Origin of the sequence: Candidatus Acidulodesulfobacterium acidiphilum (genome assembly GCA_008534395.1) — a bacterium.
Lineage (GTDB): Bacteria > SZUA-79 > SZUA-79 > Acidulodesulfobacterales > Acidulodesulfobacteraceae > Acidulodesulfobacterium_A > Acidulodesulfobacterium_A acidiphilum.
On the sequence record SHMQ01000011.1, the window covers coordinates 56,918 to 75,558 of the forward strand.

Annotated in this window: 19 protein-coding genes; 5 read left to right on the forward strand and 14 right to left on the reverse strand. The window is 35.6% G+C overall.

The window, feature by feature from the left end:
* Window positions 1-32: 32 nt before the first annotated feature.
* The 6 genes from EVJ48_05120 to EVJ48_05145 all read right to left on the reverse strand — a co-directional run bounded on the left by EVJ48_05120 (window position 33) and on the right by EVJ48_05145 (window position 7,048).
* Window positions 33-2,969, reverse strand: a complete 2,937-nt coding sequence (locus EVJ48_05120; GenBank protein ID RZV39310.1) for a response regulator — start codon at window positions 2,967-2,969, stop codon at window positions 33-35.
* Window positions 2,970-3,045: 76 nt separating this feature from the next.
* Window positions 3,046-3,450: a response regulator gene (locus tag EVJ48_05125; protein ID RZV39311.1), complete on the reverse strand. Its 405-nt coding sequence runs from the start codon at window positions 3,448-3,450 to the stop codon at window positions 3,046-3,048.
* 73 nt (window positions 3,451-3,523) lie between these two features.
* The gene (gene dksA, locus EVJ48_05130) at window positions 3,524-3,886 is read right to left on the reverse strand and encodes an RNA polymerase-binding protein DksA (GenBank protein ID RZV39312.1); all 363 of its coding nucleotides are present in this window, start codon (window positions 3,884-3,886) and stop codon (window positions 3,524-3,526) included.
* A 90-nt stretch (window positions 3,887-3,976) separates the two neighbouring features.
* Window positions 3,977-5,023 carry a dehypoxanthine futalosine cyclase gene (mqnC, locus tag EVJ48_05135; protein ID RZV39313.1) on the reverse strand — a complete coding sequence of 349 codons (1,047 nt, stop codon included), beginning with the start codon at window positions 5,021-5,023 and terminating at the stop codon, window positions 3,977-3,979.
* 45 nt (window positions 5,024-5,068) lie between these two features.
* Window positions 5,069-6,391 (reverse strand): FliI/YscN family ATPase, encoded by a 1,323-nt coding sequence (locus EVJ48_05140; GenBank protein ID RZV39314.1) that lies wholly within the window; start codon window positions 6,389-6,391, stop codon window positions 5,069-5,071.
* Window positions 6,392-6,448: 57 nt separating this feature from the next.
* The gene (locus EVJ48_05145) at window positions 6,449-7,048 is read right to left on the reverse strand and encodes a lytic transglycosylase domain-containing protein (GenBank protein ID RZV39331.1); all 600 of its coding nucleotides are present in this window, start codon (window positions 7,046-7,048) and stop codon (window positions 6,449-6,451) included.
* 540 nt (window positions 7,049-7,588) lie between these two features.
* On the opposite strand from EVJ48_05145, the gene EVJ48_05150 reads away from it, so the two are divergent.
* Both EVJ48_05150 and EVJ48_05155 read left to right on the forward strand, forming a co-directional pair.
* Entirely contained in the window at window positions 7,589-8,371 is a 783-nt protein-coding gene (locus tag EVJ48_05150) for a flagellar motor protein (protein ID RZV39315.1), read from the forward strand.
* Window positions 8,372-8,373: 2 nt separating this feature from the next.
* Entirely contained in the window at window positions 8,374-9,168 is a 795-nt protein-coding gene (locus tag EVJ48_05155; GenBank protein ID RZV39316.1) for a hypothetical protein, read from the forward strand.
* Window positions 9,169-9,310: 142 nt separating this feature from the next.
* Here EVJ48_05155 and EVJ48_05160 read toward each other — a convergent pair whose 3' ends face one another.
* Together EVJ48_05160 and EVJ48_05165 are read right to left on the reverse strand one after the other, a co-directional pair.
* On the reverse strand, window positions 9,311-10,303 hold the full coding sequence (locus EVJ48_05160) for a hypothetical protein (protein ID RZV39317.1): 993 nt from the start codon (window positions 10,301-10,303) through the stop codon (window positions 9,311-9,313).
* A 52-nt stretch (window positions 10,304-10,355) separates the two neighbouring features.
* Complete coding sequence (locus EVJ48_05165; GenBank protein ID RZV39318.1) at window positions 10,356-10,715, reverse strand: hypothetical protein; 360 nt, start codon at window positions 10,713-10,715, stop codon at window positions 10,356-10,358.
* Window positions 10,716-10,816: 101 nt separating this feature from the next.
* Here EVJ48_05165 and EVJ48_05170 point away from each other — a divergent pair, with 101 nt between their 5' ends.
* From EVJ48_05170 to EVJ48_05180, 3 genes are read left to right on the forward strand one after another with little or no spacing between them, the layout of a single operon-like run.
* Window positions 10,817-11,197, forward strand: a complete 381-nt coding sequence (locus tag EVJ48_05170) for a hypothetical protein (GenBank protein ID RZV39319.1) — start codon at window positions 10,817-10,819, stop codon at window positions 11,195-11,197.
* A complete protein-coding gene (locus EVJ48_05175; protein RZV39320.1) occupies window positions 11,194-12,093 on the forward strand; it encodes an HDOD domain-containing protein in 900 nt (299 codons plus the stop codon). Before EVJ48_05170 ends, EVJ48_05175 begins: the two co-directional genes overlap by 4 nt.
* A 25-nt stretch (window positions 12,094-12,118) precedes the next feature.
* Window positions 12,119-13,132, forward strand: coding sequence for a GGDEF domain-containing protein (locus EVJ48_05180; protein RZV39321.1), 1,014 nt, complete (start codon window positions 12,119-12,121; stop codon window positions 13,130-13,132).
* Between the two features lie 41 nt (window positions 13,133-13,173).
* Here the strand turns inward: EVJ48_05180 and EVJ48_05185 are convergent, their stop codons facing one another.
* The 6 genes from EVJ48_05185 to EVJ48_05210 all read right to left on the reverse strand — a co-directional run.
* Entirely contained in the window at window positions 13,174-13,632 is a 459-nt protein-coding gene (locus EVJ48_05185; GenBank protein RZV39322.1) for a flagellar assembly protein FliW, read from the reverse strand.
* 17 nt (window positions 13,633-13,649) lie between these two features.
* Window positions 13,650-13,973 (reverse strand): carbon storage regulator, encoded by a 324-nt coding sequence (gene csrA, locus EVJ48_05190; protein ID RZV39323.1) that lies wholly within the window; start codon window positions 13,971-13,973, stop codon window positions 13,650-13,652.
* A 153-nt stretch (window positions 13,974-14,126) separates the two neighbouring features.
* Window positions 14,127-15,113, reverse strand: a complete 987-nt coding sequence (locus EVJ48_05195) for a hypothetical protein (GenBank protein ID RZV39324.1) — start codon at window positions 15,111-15,113, stop codon at window positions 14,127-14,129.
* A 639-nt stretch (window positions 15,114-15,752) separates the two neighbouring features.
* Window positions 15,753-17,921 carry a flagellar hook-associated protein FlgK gene (gene flgK / locus EVJ48_05200; GenBank protein ID RZV39325.1) on the reverse strand — a complete coding sequence of 723 codons (2,169 nt, stop codon included), beginning with the start codon at window positions 17,919-17,921 and terminating at the stop codon, window positions 15,753-15,755.
* Between the two features lie 3 nt (window positions 17,922-17,924).
* The gene (locus tag EVJ48_05205) at window positions 17,925-18,386 is read right to left on the reverse strand and encodes a hypothetical protein (protein ID RZV39326.1); all 462 of its coding nucleotides are present in this window, start codon (window positions 18,384-18,386) and stop codon (window positions 17,925-17,927) included.
* Between the two features lie 64 nt (window positions 18,387-18,450).
* The coding region (locus tag EVJ48_05210) for a flagellar biosynthesis anti-sigma factor FlgM (GenBank protein ID RZV39327.1) at window positions 18,451-18,641 on the reverse strand (191 nt) is incomplete at its 5' end.

Here is an 18,641-nt window from a genome sequence, read left to right on the forward strand (position 1 = left end):
TATTAATTTATTTCTTTATTTTTTTTAATTATTCAGTTTACTTCCGCTACGGCATTTCCTCCCGAACTCTTAATATCGCAAAGCTTGTTGTATATTTTAGAAACAAGCTCTTCCGGAGTCTCTCCGTCTTTTGGGAACGAAGCGACTATAAAAGAAGCCGTTAATTTTTTCGAGTTCAACTCTTCTTCTTTATAAAAAGGATAATCCCTTATAACGGAACAGAACCTGTTTGCGACGAATACGGCCGCATCTTTTAATGTATTATTTAATATTATTGCAAACTCGTCATAGCCGAATCTTACTATCACATCTGAGCCTCTAAGCATTTTCTTTAACATTTCCGATATTTTTTTAAGCGCTATATCGGAATGAAAATTTCCTACTAAATCACAGTATTCTTTAAAATTATCTATATCTAAAAATATTACGCTGAAAACTATATTGTATCTTTTTGCCCTGTTAATTTCCTGAGCCAATCTTATATTAAAATAATTATGGTCTAAAAGACCGGTAATTTCATCGAATAAACCTGCTTTTTGGGGATAGATAAGCTCCAATTCCCTTATAGAGCGGCTTAATTCTTCGGCGGAAAAAGATTTTTTGCCTATTATTCTTTCAATATTGCCGGAAAGTTTAAGCCTTTCTTCCACCGTCAAATCTTTGGACGTTATAATGAATATAGGTATTTGAGCAGATATAGGATGTTTTTTTATGTTTTCGGCTACTTCGAATCCGTCTATGTCCTGCATTATCAAATCTAGCAGTATCAAATCGGGTTTAAGCTCTATTGACATTTTAAGGCCTTCTTCGCCGTTGTATGCATGGACGAGATTAAAACCTTCATCCGCCAAAATTTTTCCTATCATTTTATGAACTATCGGGTCATCGTCGACAAGCAGAATATTAACCTGTCTTTTTTTTCTTTTAGAGGTCAATGTAAACTGCGAAAGAGTATGAATAAGCGATTCTTTTTCTATAGGTTTTATAAGATAATCCGTAGCGCCTAGCGCAAATCCCAAGTCTTTATTGTCTATTATGCTCGTTATAATTACCGGTATGTTTTTTGTGTCTTTGTCGGTTTTTAATTCGTTTAAAACGTCCCATCCGTCCTTTTTCGGCAGCATAATATCTAATAGAATAGCGAAAGGCTTTAAACTTTTCGCCTTTTCGACGGCTTCTATTCCGTCGTATGCATGGGCAACCGAATATCCCGAGTTTACCAAGTTTATAGTTAAAATTTCAGAGGTAGGGCGGTCGTCTTCTGAAACAAGCACTAAAGGTTTATTTCTTTTGGCGTTGTTGTTCCAGAAAAAAGTTTTTGCATCTACCGTTATTAAAGTTTTTTCGGTTTCTTCGACGCTCATTGCGGCAGCTTTTTCGGCTTCAAGAGGATTTGGCAGGATAAAAGTAAAATCGGTTAAACCGTTTTCGACCGATTCAAAGTTTATATGCCCTCCGTGCAGTTCTATTATTTTTTTCGTCAAAGCAAGTCCGAGGCCCGTTCCTTCATACTGCCTAGAGTAATTATTATCCGCCTGAGTAAATTCTTCGAATATTTTATTTTTAAAATTATCGTCTATGCCTATTCCGCTGTTTATAACGTCTATCTGTATGTATTCAAACAATTTATCGCGAGATGTTTCCGGTTTAATATTTACGGCGGGAGAAACATTTTTGCACACTACTTTAACTTCGGTATTTTCAAAAGAAAATTTTATGGCGTTGCTTAAAAGATTATATATCACCTGTTTAAATTTAATTCTATCGGAATACAGTTTGTAATCTTGGGAACATTCATAATCGACGGTTATCGTAAGATTCTTTTTTCCGGCAAGCGATTTTAAAACGACGATAGCTTCGTCTATAGCTTCCTTAATAGAAAAAACGGAGTATTCAAGAGTGAACATGCCTGCTTCTATTTTAGATATGTCGAGAATATTGTTTATAAGCTGGAGCAGATGTTTGCCCGATACTAATATGTTATTGGTATATTTTTTATGCTTTTCGCTTAAATCCGCCGAATCTTTAAGAAGATCTGAATAGCCTATAATTGCATTAAGCGGCGTCCTTAATTCGTGAGACATATTTGCGATAAATTTAGATTTTAACTCATTTGACTTTCTAAGTTCCTTGTTGCTTTCTTCAAACTGTTTCGTTCTTTCTATAACCTTATTTTCAAGATTTTCGTTCAGCTCCTTCAGCCTTTTTTCCTGCAATTTTATGTCCGTAATATCTTTAGAAATGCCGATAGTTCCTATTATATCTCCATTCTTATCCATAATGCGTGATATCGTAAGAGATATATTGACCGTACTTCCGTCCTTTTTTCTAAGCAGCGTTTCGTAATTTGCTACGAATTTATCTTTTTTAAGCTTTTCTAAAATATCGTCTCTTTCTTCGGGATTTATATAAAATTCGGATGCGCGCTTTCCTATAACTTCTTTCTGGGAATAACCGAGCATATTTTCGCCGCCCTTATTAAATTCGGTAATTATACCGCGGCGGTCGGTGACCATAATCATATCGAAAGAATCGTCTAAGATATTTTTAAAGTATGCCTTCTGCTCTCTTAACTGCTTAATAATGCTTTCTTTATCGATATGATTTTTGTGCCTGTCGTAAAGCAGGTCGTAAATAAGTTTGGAACTGACGGAATTAATAATCTCTATTCCGTGGTCGTGAAGCAACGCAAGCTCGGCAAGTTCTAATTCAGGTTCTCCGGTCAGATTAAATATTATATTAAAATTTATATTAGAGTCGTTAACTTCCTTAATCGTTTTAAAGCATTTTATTCCGGATTCTTTTGCATAGACGGCGCCTTCTTTGTCTAAATTTCTGGCGGTTAACGCGGCTATCTCGACGTTTTTATCGTCTCGAAGCATTTCAATCATAGTCTTAGCGGCTTTGCCGCCGCCGTATATCAGAATTTTTGCCATGACACCGTTCATAAAATTATTCAGTTTCTTCAAGCTAAACTTATTTCTCCTTGATAGTTAAGTAATAAATATCTATTTATACGCAACGATAATAAATTATAAATTTGAATTATAAAGACCGGCTGTTAAGCAGAAGGCTTATTTTGTCTCTGAGCAGTTCGTTTCTTATAGGCTTATCGACGTAATCGGTAGCTCCGTCTTCAAAACTTTTTTTTACGGTTTCTTTATCGTTAAGAGCGCTTATCATTAAAATGGGAACTTTGTCGTAAACTTTTCTGATAGTCCTGAGAACGTCGAGACCGTTTATTTTCGGAAGCATTATATCGATAATAATAAGGTCGAAAATATTTCCTTCGGTAATTTTATCCAATGCGTCCCTGTCGTTTTCTGCTATAGTTACGTCGGCGTCAAAAGACGATTGTATAATAATTCGCACAAGTTCCGAATGCATCCTGTTGTCTTCTACCAGAAGAATTTTTTTTCTGGGAGTAATTCTGTTCGCTAAATTTATCATGGCATTATCCTTAATAAATAACAGCCGTTAGATTAATTTTGATATATTATGTAATACCGCTATTTTAATATTATTACTTATTCTTCCTTTTTTCAAGTTCTTCCTGTTTAGTTTTGCAGGCAATGCATAAAGTAGCTTCCGGCCTGTATTCCAATCTTTTTTCGGAAATTTCTCCGCCGCATTCGTCGCATATTCCGTAAGTACCGTTTTCTATTCTGGACAGCGCTTCCTGTATTTTAGGAATTAGTTTCCTTTCTCTGTCGCGTATCCTTAGTTCGAAATTTCTGTCGGATTCTAAAGTCGCCCTGTCGTTAGGGTCTGGAAAATTATCGTCTTCTTTCGTCATGCTGTCGACGGTTTTAAGAGCATCGTCGAGCAAAGACTCTAATTTTTTGTTTAAAATATTTTTAAAATGTAAAAGCTTTTCTTCCGTCACGGAAATTATGCCCCCGCCTTTTTATAATATAATTTGTTGTTTATTTATAAAAATTATAACATAATTTTAATTTTAAAAAAATATATATATTTAGCGATATTTTTTTATTAGCGTATAATTATTCGTTCTCTGCGCAGGAATAAATCCCGCGTCCTTAATTAATCTAACCATTAATTTTTCATCGACTGTTCTGTTTGCCGTTCCCGCCGCTTTTACTACGTTTTCTTCAAGCATTGTGGAACCCATATCGTTAGCTCCGAAACTTAACGCGACCTGTCCCATTTTCGCTCCCTGCGTTACCCATGACGCCTGAATATTATCGAAATTGTCTAAAACTATTCTTGAAACCGCAAGTACTTTAAGATAATAATGACCGAAAACGCCCCTTGGATTAAGCGACGTATTTTTACTCTGAAAACTCCAAGGAATAAAAGCCTTGAAACCGCCGGTTTTATCCTGAAGGTCTCTAAGTTTTAAAAGATGTTCCACTATATCTTCATCGGTTTCTATAGTTCCGAACATCATGGTGGCGGAAGAATTTAAACCCGCATTGTGAACTTCTTCCATGACTTTAAGCCACTGCCCGCTGTCTATCTTATTCGGGCTTATTTTTTTTCTTACCCTGTCGACTAATATTTCCGCTCCTCCGCCCGGTACGGAATTCAAGCCTGCTTCTTTCAAAAGATTTACGGTTTCTCTGATAGTCATATCGTTTGAACGGGCGATAAAAGTAATCTCCGGCGGAGAAAACGCATGTATATGTATATCGAAATTTTCTTTAATATCGTTTAACAGATTAATATAGTAGTCTATAGTTATATCGGGATTTAATCCTCCCTGAAGAAGAATCTGCGTACCGGAAAGTTCTTTTGTTTCCCTGATTTTATCGAAAATTTGTTCTTTCGTCAGCACGTAAGCGTCGTCGTCGCACACTCCGTATTTTTTGTAAAAAGCGCAAAATTTACATTCCGAGATGCAGACGTTGGTGTAGTTAATATTTCTGTCTATAATAAACGTGACTATATCGTCCGGATGTTTTTTCTTTCTTATACCGTCGGCTATTTTTCCAAGTTCGATAATGTTATCGTTTTTAAACAGCGACAAAGCATCTTTTTTGCCTATCCTATATTTGTTCATATTTTTTTATTTTATTTTTTTATATTTAGTTCGCGGTTTATTTATTTAATTCAGCAGTCCGGTCATTTCGTTAATGCTTTCCTCGAAAGAATATTTTTCCTCGGGGGTCTGTTTTATAAAGTTTTCTATCTTAGATATATGGTCTATGGCAAAATCTATCGCTTCGCTGGAACCTTTAGAATAAGCGCCGATATTTATAAGGTCTTCGTTTATCCTGTATTCCGAAACCACTTTTAAAACCTCTCGTGCGTACAGCAGATGCTCTTTTGAAACTATGTCCGGCATGACGCGGGACAAACTGTTTAAAACGTCTATCGCCGGAAATATTCCTTTTTCCGCCGTTTTTCTCGAAAGAACTATATGTCCGTCGAGTATAGACCTTACCGTGTCGGAAACAGGTTCGTTCATATCGTCGCCTTCTACTAAAACCGTATATATTCCGGTGATGCTTCCTTTATCGGAGTTGGCAGCTCTTTCTAACAGTTTCGGCAAAACGCTGAAAACGGATGGCGTATAGCCTCTTACCGTCGGAGGTTCTCCCGCCGAAAGTCCTATTTCCCTCGAAGCCATTGCAAACCTGGTAATGGAATCCATAAGAAAAAGCACGTCAAGTCCTTTGTCCCTAAAATATTCCGCAAGGGCTGTCGCCGCAAAAGCTCCTCTCATTCTGACCAACGGGGATTTATCCGACGTAGCGACGATAACGGCGGATTTTTTTAAACCTTCTTCTCCTAGACTTTTTTCTATAAATTCTTTAACTTCGCGCCCTCTTTCGCCGATAAGCGCTATAATATTTACGTCTGATTTAGAATATTTGGTAAACATGCCGAGAAGAGTGCTTTTGCCGACCCCTGAGCCGGCAAATATACCTATCCTCTGCCCTTTGCCTATCGTCAAAAAAGAATTTACCGCCCTTACTCCGACGTCCATAACTTCGTTAATTCTTTTTCTGGATAAAGGAGATGGAGGCTCGTTGACTATCTTTGCATAACCGCCGCATTGAATTTTTCCTTTATCGTCTAACGGATTGCCGAACGGATCCACGACTCTTCCCAGCAGTTCTTCGCCTGCCGGAAATTTTTCCTCTTCTTCTAAAAGAATAACCTCGCTTTCTAAACTTATGCCTCCTATATCGCCGTAAGGCATAAGAACTGCCTTGTCGTCTTTAAAACCGATAACTTCTGCGGTGATACCTTTTGAAGACACGTCGTTTTTACCTTTAATGCGGCAGATTTTTCCTATGGAAAGATCAGGATGTTTAGCTTCAAGGACGAGTCCGACGGCTTTAACTATTTTTCCCTTTATAAGCATAGGATTAAAGTCTTGGAGCATACCGGCGTATTCTTTTAAATTTATAAGTCTTCCCATAATATAAAATAAACGATATGATAAAATTTATACGATGATAATCCCGCTTAAAATTAATCAAGAGTATTCTTTATAGTAAGCAAGAACGGTTTTTACGTAATTTTCCGTTTCTTCAAACGGCGGTATTCCGTTATATTTTTCGACATTTCCTATACCGGCGTTGTATGCGGCAAGAGCAAGCTCGGTATTGCCTCCGTAACGGTCCAAAAGCTGTTTAAGGTAAAGCGTTCCGCCTAAAACGTTGCCTTCGGGATCGTAAGGATCGACGCCCAGTTCTTCTGCAGTTTTAGGCATTAACTGCATAAGTCCGACGGCGCCTTTATTGGAAACGGCATAAGGATTAAAACCGGATTCCGTTTTGATTACGGCTTTTATTAAACCGTACGGAACGCCGTAAATTTCGGAAGCTTTTTTTGCAAGACCGTCGGCGGTGGCATAATCTTCGGTAACTCCTGAGGCGTCAGAACCGGAAGCGCCGTCGGATTTCAAAGCGTTAAGTTTCAGTCCTTCGGCGCCGGCGCCCCCATATTTTGAAGCTAATCCGTATGCCTGAAATAAATTGCCGGTAGCGGACATAGAAGCGACAGAAGAACTTAGTCCTTTTATTCCGTCCTTTGCTATCAAAGACGGATGCTCTTTAAAATAATCGACGATCATTTTTGCTATGCCTATGCCTTTACCGTAGCTGTTGTTGTTAGCTACGGCCTCGTAAAAAAGGGAATTGTAAATTTTATAGCCGGTACCTTTATCTATAAAAGAGCCTTTTTCCACTGCCTTAGACATAGAATCAAAAATCATATTTAAAAAAAGGCTTTCGAATTTAACGGCGACCGTTTTTATTTCGCTAAGCTCTTCAGGGGTAATTTCATTTTTACCGTTATTTTTAACGGAAGCTTCGCTCGAAATTTTCGGTTCCGAAGAAACCGGAATGTTAAGATTAATATTTAATTTTTCCATTGTCGTTTAAAATATGCGGCATGAACGCAACTTAAATTTAATATAAATTTTAATTTTTTATATTATATCATAATGCCAACGTTAATAAAAGTTTAACCGGCGGCTATAAAATCATCGTTTATTATTAAAATTGATTTATAAGATATTTAAAAAAAATATTTTTTGTATTATAATATAGAAAATTTATTATTATTTAGATTTATTTTAATATAATTTAATCTTTTTATAAATATACAAACAATGGATATAGCTTCTATTATCGGTTTTATATTGGGTCTCGGCGGAATAATATTCGGAAATTTCCTCCAAGGTTCTAATTTGATGCAATTGCTTGACCCTATCGGTTTCGTAATAGTTATAGTAGGAACAACCGGCGCAACGGTTGCCGGAAACAGGATGGATAACCTTAAAAAAGCGATTATATCCGCAAAAGGAGTTATTTTATCAAAAAAAGTCGATTATGAAACTACAATTTCCGACCTGTTGAATTACGCAACGAAAGCAAGAAAAAACGGCGTTCTTGCATTGGAATCGGAAATAGAAGCCTCATCCGACCCTTTTATAAAAAAAGCGCTTCAGTTAGTAGTGGACGGCATAGATCCTCAGGTAGTCATGGATATTATGGAAACGGAGTTGTCTAATATAGAAGAATTCGGCGACGAAAGCGTTAAAATATTCGAGCAGGCGGGCGGCTATTCACCGACGCTCGGCATCATAGGAGCAGTCTTAGGTCTTATACACGTTATGCAGCATCTGAACCAGCCTAACAGACTAGGCGCAGGTATTGCAGTCGCATTTACGGCAACGCTTTACGGTCTTGCTTTTGCAAACACCATACTTTTTCCTATATCCAGTAAACTTAAAATGAACCTTAAAGTGGAAGTTTTAAGGTACGAGCTTATCCTTATGGGCATAAGAAGCATTCAGAACGGCGAAAATCCTAGACTTATAGAAGAAAAACTTAAGTCTTTTTTAAGCACAGAGCAGAAAAAAGCTTACGATTTGAAAAATGGAGAAAAATAAGAATGTCCAGAAAAAAGAAAAAATGTCCGGAACATTCGAATTCCGAAAGATGGATGATCAGCTATGGGGATTTTCTTACCACTCTCCTGTCCTTTTTTATAGTAATGTTTGCAATATCGAAAGTAAACAACGTCAGATTAAAGGAGCTTGCAATTTCGATACAGCAGGCATTTGGAGCCAATAAGTTTATAACGGTTTCGCGTTCAAAGCCGAATATAGCTTCTACTCCAAAGCTGGTAGTACCTAAGGTTTCGCCTTCCCAATTTAAGGTATCTAAGTCGAATAAAAAGCTCATTAAAGAAGAACGGCAGGAATCGGCGGTATTTACGGGAATAGAATCAAAAATAAAATCTTTTGCCGCCGGAAATGCATTGTACAAATCTTCGTTAAGAATTTATAAATCTACCAGGGGACTTGTTATATCCCTTAAGGGTTCAAGCTTTTTTAATTCCGGCAGCGCTAGAATAATAAAAAAATATCATCCGCTATTAAAATATATAGCCTCCGAACTTTTAAAAATAAACAACAATATTTCAATTGAAGGATATACGGATTCTACGCCTATTAGAACCTTTAGATATCCCAATAACTGGATGCTTTCAACCGCAAGGGCGGTTAACGTCCTAAGTTTTTTCATAAAAAGCGTTCATTTTCCTCCGTCCAGACTGTCTGCTTCCGGATACGGCAAATATAAGCCTGTAGCCAGCAATGCTACCGCCGCCGGACGAGCGCTTAACAGGCGCGTCAATATAGTCGTTCTTTCAGATTTTTTAAATAACGAACTGCCAAAATCGTAACTTGCATTTTAACAGAAAAAGACGTCAAATTAATTTCTCCTAAATAACTTTTTTGAGTTAGTTATTAGTTAATTGACGATTTAATATCCAGAAAATAAAATCTGACGCTTTTTTTTAACAAATAAGGAGTAATTGATTTTTTTTATAGCTGCTCCCTATTTTGTTTGGCTATCTGCCGTCTCTGCTGTTCAAATGTAAACTTAATAATTTCGTCTCTGTCCGATTCATTTATTGCGGTAAATTTGCATGCAAAAGAAATCTTGGCTTTATTTGAACCTTCGTCGGACGGATATTCCGAAACATTAACGACTTGTGCGAGAGCTTTTACTACAAATTGAGGAACGGATGGAAACAGCATAGTAATCTTTAATATGTCGCCGAGTTTTAAGTTTAAATCCTCTTTGTTTTCGTCTTTATTTTTATTTTGAATCGTATCGTTTTTATCTGTTTCCTCTATCCACATAATTCCTGAACCGCTTATGGATACTCTTTTTTCTTTAACATCCGAAAAAATAGACGCTTCAGGATTTAATATAGACAAAATAACGTCTAATTTACTGTTTATGGCTATCAAAAGATTTTCTAATTTAGGATTTATAGGGATATCTTCGTCCTTTTCGGCATGAGTTCCGTATACTTTTGGAGAAGCTACGCCGTAAATTCCATAAACGGATGTAGTAAAAGAAGGTCTCGCAATATACGACTCTTTAGTTTCAAGGAATTCCTCCATAGAAATTTTTTGATAAATAAATTGTATAACGGCAATTACCCTTACAAATTCCCTTCCTTCCCTTTCTTCTATAGGTTTACCGGAAATATTTGCCTTAATAAAAATACCGCTCGTATTTCTAAAAATTTTATGTATAGCAATTTTATATTTATACGTTTTAGAAAATCCATAGTTTATTATGTTTATATCGTCCGTTTTTTTTATAAGTTCTATATCTTTTTCCGGATTGCAATCGTTTAAATCAAATTCTAAAACTTTTTTATCTTCAAAACAAGCGTATAAAATTATATTTAAAATATTTTCATCTAACTTAGCAATATATCCTTTAAATTTTTTTTGGGGAGTTTCTAAAACTATCTCCTGATTTTCATAAAAAAAATTATCGTAATCTTCCTCTTTTTTCATTTATAGTCCGTCCATTTATTTAAAATTTAATTTAATATTTTTTAGATAGTTTTTAGTTTGATTTATAAGCTTTTATAGCCGAAGAAATTTTATTAAGCATCGCTATTTTTTCGCCGACGTTTTCTTTCATGCCGTCCAGCATATCGATAATTTTTTTATCCGATTCTATAATATATGATAATTTATTCTGTATATCGATTTTATAAACTTCTTCGTTTATGTTTTTAAACCTGCTTAAATCTAAATTTTCACAGCGTATGCCGGATTTAAAAAACAATCTCGTCAGCAAAACTTTTCTTTCGAATATTTTTTTTAAATTAACCGGATTTTCTCTTTTTTCGGATAAAATTAACATTATATAATTATTCAATATAATAATATTATCGGCAATTTTTAATTTCAATAAATTCATTTTTTTATTTATTTTTATTTATTTTTATTTGCTTATTAATTATAATAACTATTATAATTTTATAATATGATATAATATAAATCAACACAAAACGGAAAAATATGCAGAAAATTAAAACCGACAAATTAAAAGCAGGGGATGTCCTGGCAAAAGATATAGTTTCCAGAAAAGGTATAACTATTCTTAAAAAAGGAACGGAATTAACCGATAAATTTATAGAAAATATAAAAAAGATAAGCGGCGAATATTCTTCTCCCGAAGAAATGCATATATTTATAGAAGGAACCGGCCGCGACAGGGAAAAAGATAATGAAATTTCCGTAGAAAATAAAGAAAAAATGGAAAAAGAGATAGCGTCTTTAGAAAAAAGATTTAAAAATGACGATGGTTATGAATATATGGAAGAAATCAAAGACGCAATTAAAAATCAGATAATTAAATTTTACGGCGAAACCCATAATTCCGGTGAACGCGGCAAATGAAAAAAATAGACACCTTGGACAAGTTAATAGCTACCGTTAAAAAAACCGAAAATATACCTACCCTCCCTAAGGTTTTAACTAAAATTTCGGAAGAAATAGATAACGATAATTTTTCTATCAAAAATATCGGCGATTTGATGTCCCGAGACGTCAGCCTGTCCGCAAGAATTTTAAAAATAGTAAATTCTCCTTTTTACGGGTTTCCGCAAAGAATATACAGTATAAACCATGCCATAGTGCTTTTAGGCGCAAACGTATTAAAGAGCATCGTAATTTCTACATCTGTTTTTACCGCAATGAAAGAAACTATGACCGGTCTTTCGGAACATTCCCTGTTCTGCGCATTCGCTTCCAAACATATTTCTCAGGAAATAAACAAAAGCATAAAAAAAACCGGCGAAACCGGTAAATTAAAATCAAACAACAAAAAACAACAGCAAACCGTAGATCCAGACAATATGTTTGCGGTCGGCTTGCTGCATGACATAGGGAAAATTATTATAGCAACGACTTTTAAGGAAGATTTTAAGGCTATATTGGAAACAGCGCAAAAAGAAGAAAAACCTTTGGAAAAAGTAGAACATGATATTCTCAACATATCTCACGACCAGCTTGGGTATATGCTGGTAAAAGAATGGAATCTTCCTTCCTCTATATATATACCTATAAAATACCATCATAATCCCGCTCTTGCCGACGATTTCAAAAAAGAAACGGCGATATTAAACATTGCGGATTTTTTGACAAGGGCTATGGGAGTTGGATTTTCAGGCTCAACTTACTTAGAAAAAATAAATACCGATTCCATGAATATTTTAGGAATTAATATCGATTTTATAAAATCGGCGATAGAAGAAATTTATCTGTACAAAGACGAACTGAATATATTCGACTAGTCAAATAAAAATTGAATAATAATGCATGAACAAACAAAAAAATAAATCTTATAAAATATTTGCGGTACTCGACGAATCCGAAAAAAACTTTTATAAATCCTTTATAAAAGACGAACTCGAAGAATATAATATAATGATGTTCGATTCTTTTAACCGGGCATACTATTCGGTTTACGCATCCCCGCCGAATTTAATTATAATAGTAATCGGTTCTATAATGCAAAAAAACGAACTTGAATACAAAAAAGAACTGAAAATGATTAACGATATGCAGATAGACAACATGCTGAGCAATATTCCGATTCTTTTTATTATTCCTCCTGATTTTGATTTTAAATCTATTGCCTCATCGGAAAAATATATTTTAAAAGATTACATTAAAGAACCGCTAAGCAAAAACGAACTCAAGTATAAGACAGAAAGCATAATAAAATCTTCTAAATCGGCATTAGACGCAAATCCGCTTACTAAACTGCCCGGAAACTCGTCAATAATAGAATCGGTAAAAACCAAATTAGACGAAGATATCGATTTTGCTTTTGCTTATATTGATATAGACAACTTTAAATCGTATAACGACAAATACGGTTTTTTGAGGGGCGACGAAGTTATAATGATGACCTCAAGGCTTATTGCTACTACCGTTTACGATATTTCCAAAGCAAAACGCAGAAATATCGAAAAATACGTATTTATAGGACATATAGGCGGCGACGATTTCGTAATAATGTCCCACAACGAGGACATATTGGAAATATCAAACAATATAATAGCTAATTTCGATAAAATCATCCTTTCTTTTTACGATAACACGGATAAAGAACGAGGATACATAGAAGCTTACGGAAGGCAAAAAAATCTTCAAAGATTTCCTATAATGAGCCTGTCTATAGCAATTATAGAAAACGTAAATAAAAAAATTACGCATTACGGACAGATAAGCGAAATAGTCTCGGGACTTAAAAAAGCCGCAAAAGATATGTCCGGTTCAAATATAATAACCGACAGAAGAAACCCCGAAAGCGGCGGCGTTTATTAACGGTTAATAGTTAATAATTAATGGTTGGAATTATTATTGCATCAGGCTTTAACGGGATTTATGGGAAGTTTCTGTTTAACGTCGTATAAATCGTTGTTTAAGACTGTCTGCATAGCTTTTCGGCTTTTAACGTTGATTATTATCGGAGCTTTTAGATTAACCGTAGAGGAATATAAGTCTTTAAAAACGGTTACTATAACGAATATAATAGCGTCGGTTTTATCTTTTAATCCTATAAGTTCTTTATCTTCTTCCGTTATACCCGCAGTATAATCCTTAAAGAAATAGTTCGGGTCGGCTACGATAAAGCAAAGTTTATCGTTTTCGATACTTTGCAGTATAAAAAAAGGAAGATTTTTTTCTTTATTTATATTTAATATGCAATATTTTTTTAAATCGTTAAATCCCAGTATAGGCTTAACGAATTCTAAAATTTTCGACTTTTCTACCGCAACCCCTTCGGGATAATATATACTTTTTACTAAAATTTCGGAATCCATTAATTATAAAACTCCTTTTATATTTTTTTATTTTTATCCGAGGATAAAACGTTTAAATTTTTAATTCCGTTTAATTCGTTAAGTTTATTAAAGTTATCGAAGTTATTAAGCTCATTCAGTTCGTTTAGTTTATTCAAACCGGATATATCGTCTAAGCTGACAGTCGAAGCGTTTATATTTTCGTTCTTAATTATATCGTAAAGTTCTTTTCTTAAAATATTTATAGACTTTGGAGCGTCTATTCCTATTTTTACGCTGCTCCCCGACATAGATAATACTTCTATAGTTACGTCGTCGCCGATTTTAATGCTCTCTCCGGCCTTTCTCGTAAGAATCAGCATGATTAAAATTATTTGTTATATTATATGATATTTTTATTGTTTTGTATTGCTATTTTATTGCGCATCGTTTGTAAAACTTACGGGCTATTATAATTATAGGCTATAGCTTATAATATAGCATAATAGCATATAGAAAATATGAAGACCTATAGACTATTTTAAATACTGGAGAAGCATAGGCGTAAGCGAAGTAATATTAGACGAAGCTTCTAGCGTAGCCTGATAAGACTCCTGCGCCTGCGTAAGATTAGTCATAGCCTGCGCTACATTCACGTCCTGCGTCTGGCTTAGGAGTTGGGAAATATTTGTCAAAACGGTCTGATAGCTCGTCTGCTGTTCATTAAGCCTCTCCGTTACCGTTCCTATAGTAGCCTGTGCGGCAGTCATAGTGCTTAATCCGTTCTGTATGCCTTGAATAATAGATGAGGAATTTTGCTGATACACGTTTTTCTGAAGTTCCGACTGAAAAAGCGAAAGAACGGAAAGCAGTCCGGAGGGGACTGTTGCAGAGGATGTGCCGGAGGGGACGGGGTCATTTCCGAAGATAGCATCGGCGGTAAGCGTAGGCGTTACAGTTTCATTTTGGGTTATCTGATAATTCTGGCTAGTATCCGTTCCTGCATAAGTATAAACATTATAAGAAAGGGATGAGGATGAGGGTATTCCGATTAAACCAGTAATTTTATGAGATACGGCCGTATATGCCGACGTCAAATTTAAATTGTTCCCTGTAAAAAGATTTTGTCCGTTATAAGAGGTATCCGCATACTGCGTAAGTTCGTTAATCATCTGCCCTACCTGCTGGGCTGCCGCCTGATTATTTGCAGGAGTATTCGTCCCGTTTGCCATTTCGACGGCAAGAGAATTTGCCTGGTTTACCACGTTCATTGCGTTTGTTATTGTAGAAGAAGCTAAAGAACCGATATTGCCGGCGATACTAACGTTTGAATTGTACTGCGTAACGAGTGCAGTACTGTTGTTATACGACAAAACGTTAACCATGCCGCCCGGATTATTCTGCGGCGACATAATCTGCAAGCCGCTCGAAATCTCATCCTGAAGGTTATATACGCTGTTAGATTCGTTAAGCAGTTCATTATTAATATTGTTATACATCATCGCATTAGTTATCTGTATCATTTTATTTGCCTCCAAACACTTTTCTTGACGCTTTGCAATAAAGACGGCCGCAAAGAAAAAGAAAAAAGGTGTCAGATTTTATTTTCCGCCTGACATACTGCAATTATTTATAAACAAAGAATAGCGGAAAATTAATCTGACACCTTTTTTCAATCAGTCATTTTTATCCGCATTTCTTTTTATTATTAATCGACGCAATAAAGATAAAAAAATAAATTTTTATAAACTATCTAATATAATATATCGATATAATTATATCGACAATATCGTTCGGATAAAGAACCGACATTTATCCACAATTTAATACCAAACAATATAATATAAAATATAATCTATCGATATAATTATATAGACAATATCGTTTACGGATAAAGGTGTCAGATTAATTTTCCGCAAATAACTTCACACTTAAATTGAATATCTCGTATGCGGAAAATAAAATCTGACACCTTTATCATTATATATCCGCAAGTGCAGACGAGAGTAAGAGAATAAATAAATCTGACACCTTTTTTCGAGAGAATAAATAAATCTGACACCTTTTTTCGAGAGAATAAATAAATCTGACACCTTTTTTCCATTAATATTGTTATATATCATCGCATTAGTTATCTGTATCATTTTATTTCACCTTTTTTATTACGGCACGGTATTTAATAGAGCAGTCATGATTGCCTGAACCGAGCTTGTAATCGCCGCCGCCGCCTGATACGAATTCTGGTAATTGACGAGGTTAGTCATTTGCTGGTTCATATTTACTCCGACGAACGATTGGAGCTGATTTTGCAAATTAGTCAAAACCGACGTCGAATTTGTATAGTTTGTATTGGCGTTTTTAGCCTGCGTTCCGATATTTGAAACTATATTTGAATAATAAGTAGAAATGGTAGAACTTGTCCCGTTGATAGGCAGATTGTTATTTTGAAGCGCTCCAAGGGCAAGAGCATTTTCGTTGTTACCCGATAAACCTAATGAACTTATGTTAGAAGAATTTAATCCTGTTGTCTGATATGTTGATTGAGGCGATAAAACATTTGCAGTAAATGTATCGCCGTTTTGCGGCGTTCCGGTTAGGGTAACATGAAAATTTTGAGCGCTTATAACGCCCGAATCATCGGTCTGATTTCCAAAGAAAACTGAATATTCCGTTTGACCGTTCGAATTAGTCGTCGGGTTTATATTAAGATATTGAGTATTGCCCGTAGTAGTATTCGTTACGGTAAAGTTATAGTTTGAATTTGCGACGCCGTTTACGACCTGTCCCGTACCGCCTGGAGTATATTTAATAGTATATTGTCCGCCTTCATTGCTATTTGCTATAGTCGTTCCGTTAGTAACGTCCGTAGGATTAATAACCGCTCCGGCACTAATAGTTGCGTCGCCGGTATTGTTAGGATTAACAGCGGTTGAAACGGCTGATGCCGCAGCTACTTGAGATGTCGTCAAATTAGGATTAACAGCCATAGTAAAAGCAGGGGCGGTTGTCAATTGATTAACCGTGAAAGTATCACCTTTTGCGGGAGCAGTTCCTGAAGTCGATGTTCCGGTAATATTTACCGATACACCGTCAAAATTAAGCGTATATACACTTTGTCCATATTTATTCTGCGTTGGGGTTACTGTTTGAGGGGCAATTTTATTTGATGAATTAGTATTGTCGGTTATGTTAAAAGTTGCACTTTTAGAAGAAGAACTTGAAATTTGTATCGTATATTTATCCCCTGTCAAATCCGCCGGATTAGTTACCGTGCCGGTAGATATAGTTGCATCTGTTACAGCAGTACCGGCAGAATTTGTCCCCACCGCCGTCTTCAAATCCGGCGTGAAGAAATAATTTCCGGTAGAACCGTCCAAACCGTAGCCGTTGTATTGCAGGGAATTGACGTTGTCGGTAACGGACGCCGCAAGGGAATTAAGCTGGTTTATGTAAGACGGTGCTACGTTTTGTTCGAGATTTACGTATGCCCCCAGAGTGCCGCCGGTTATCTGGCTTGTTACCGACTGGGCGGAGCCGTTTGGTCCCGTCCACATTACGTCTAAATTTTCTGGATTTGTAGGATCAACCTGCGTAGAAAGGTTAAAAGAATCATCGCTCGATACTAACGGCATGTTGCCGAGCGCTATATTTGTTTTTCCGTTATTATTGGTATAATATGAAATATTTACAAGTTTGGAAAGACTGTTTATGGCGTTTGCTTGTTCATCCTGTAGTTCGTTTGCATTACTGCCGGCATTAATAGCATAAGTAATCTGTTTATTAAGACCTGCAATTTGTGCAGTTAAATTGTTTATTTCAGGAATTAAACCCTGTATAGAATTATTAGTTGATGCTACAGTGTTTTGAATAGTCGTATATGCATTTTTTATAGAACCGGTAAGCGACTGAGCGTCGGATAATAAAGCCGTTCTCTGAGAAGTATTAGAGGGATTGTTCGCGACGTTCTGAAAATCGTTGAAAAACTTCGAAATTTGAGAACTGAAACCGGAACCCGTCTGGTCGTTGAACAGATTTTGAATCTGGTCCAAACCCTGATATAACGTAGTATAATAGCTATTTTGTCCGGTTTCGTTGTTTACTTCCGACTGTACGAAATTATCGGTGCTTCTTTGAATTTGATTGACGTTTACGCCTGTGCCGTATGTATAAGGAGCCCCTACTACCGCCGGAGCTTCGGTTTCTATAGGGGTTTCGCTGTTGTAAAACGGCGTATTGACGTTCGCGACGTTCTGCGAAACCGTGTTCATAGCCGCCGTATTGGCGTTCATAGCCGAGTCTGCAATGTCGAGTATATTATTGACGGTTATCATTTTTTATATCCTCACGCCGGATTTCATTAAAACGTTCTTTAAAGGAGAAAACGATGCATTGTTTGAACCGGATCTGTCGTAAATAGAATTTCTTTTAAAAGCATCCGTAATAAAAGAAATGGTCAGCTGATTATAGTTTATATTTTTTCTGATCAAAGAAGAAAATGCTTCGTTAATCTTGGAAAGTTCGTAAATTTCAGCTTTTATAATTTTTTTAATTTCTTTGGCACCGTCGTCGTTTTCTTCTGAAAATTCGTCGTTATGCTTAGATAAAAATATACCGGATTCTTTTATTTTTTCGGTTATTTCCTTTAAAATAATACCTTTTTTTTCAAATAAGCTTATATTGCTTAAAGGATTAAAACTTGTTTTTAAAACGTTATAGCAATCTGAAAGCTCGCTTTTTAATTTAAGAATTATATCTAAAAGCTCTTCATATGTTTTTAGTTTAGTTTCATTTTTCATATTTTGGATATATATAATTTATATTAAGTATTATGCTTAATTTTATATATAAATTACTACGTTATTATTCGCCGAAAATATTTAACGAATTAATCAAGCCTTCGGCTATTTTTGAACTGTCCGCATAGGTGCCGGAAGCTATTTTTTGAATTATATCGTTAATTTTAGACGGAGAAGACGTTTCGGAAGAATCTATCTGCCCTCTTAAATTGCTAATGAAAGTTGCGTCTCCGGATATGCTAACTTTATCAGAAG

Coding starts and splice junctions, on each gene's coding strand:
- EVJ48_05125 (RZV39311.1), bottom strand. CDS start 3,450: ATGATAAATTTAGCGAACAGAATTACTCCCAGAAAAAAAATTCTTCTG.
- mqnC (RZV39313.1), bottom strand. CDS start 5,023: ATGAACAAATATAGGATAGGCAAAAAAGATGCTTTGTCGCTGTTTAAA.
- EVJ48_05140 (RZV39314.1), bottom strand. CDS start 6,391: ATGGGAAGACTTATAAATTTAAAAGAATACGCCGGTATGCTCCAAGAC.
- EVJ48_05145 (RZV39331.1), bottom strand. CDS start 7,048: ATGATCGTCGATTATTTTAAAGAGCATCCGTCTTTGATAGCAAAGGAC.
- EVJ48_05150 (RZV39315.1), top strand. CDS start 7,589: ATGGATATAGCTTCTATTATCGGTTTTATATTGGGTCTCGGCGGAATA.
- EVJ48_05155 (RZV39316.1), top strand. CDS start 8,374: ATGTCCAGAAAAAAGAAAAAATGTCCGGAACATTCGAATTCCGAAAGA.
- EVJ48_05160 (RZV39317.1), bottom strand. CDS start 10,303: ATGAAAAAAGAGGAAGATTACGATAATTTTTTTTATGAAAATCAGGAG.
- EVJ48_05165 (RZV39318.1), bottom strand. CDS start 10,715: ATGAATTTATTGAAATTAAAAATTGCCGATAATATTATTATATTGAAT.
- EVJ48_05170 (RZV39319.1), top strand. CDS start 10,817: ATGCAGAAAATTAAAACCGACAAATTAAAAGCAGGGGATGTCCTGGCA.
- EVJ48_05175 (RZV39320.1), top strand. CDS start 11,194: ATGAAAAAAATAGACACCTTGGACAAGTTAATAGCTACCGTTAAAAAA.
- EVJ48_05180 (RZV39321.1), top strand. CDS start 12,119: ATGAACAAACAAAAAAATAAATCTTATAAAATATTTGCGGTACTCGAC.
- EVJ48_05185 (RZV39322.1), bottom strand. CDS start 13,632: ATGGATTCCGAAATTTTAGTAAAAAGTATATATTATCCCGAAGGGGTT.
- csrA (RZV39323.1), bottom strand. CDS start 13,973: ATGCTGATTCTTACGAGAAAGGCCGGAGAGAGCATTAAAATCGGCGAC.
- EVJ48_05195 (RZV39324.1), bottom strand. CDS start 15,113: ATGATACAGATAACTAATGCGATGATGTATAACAATATTAATAATGAA.
- flgK (RZV39325.1), bottom strand. CDS start 17,921: ATGATAACCGTCAATAATATACTCGACATTGCAGACTCGGCTATGAAC.
- EVJ48_05205 (RZV39326.1), bottom strand. CDS start 18,386: ATGAAAAATGAAACTAAACTAAAAACATATGAAGAGCTTTTAGATATA.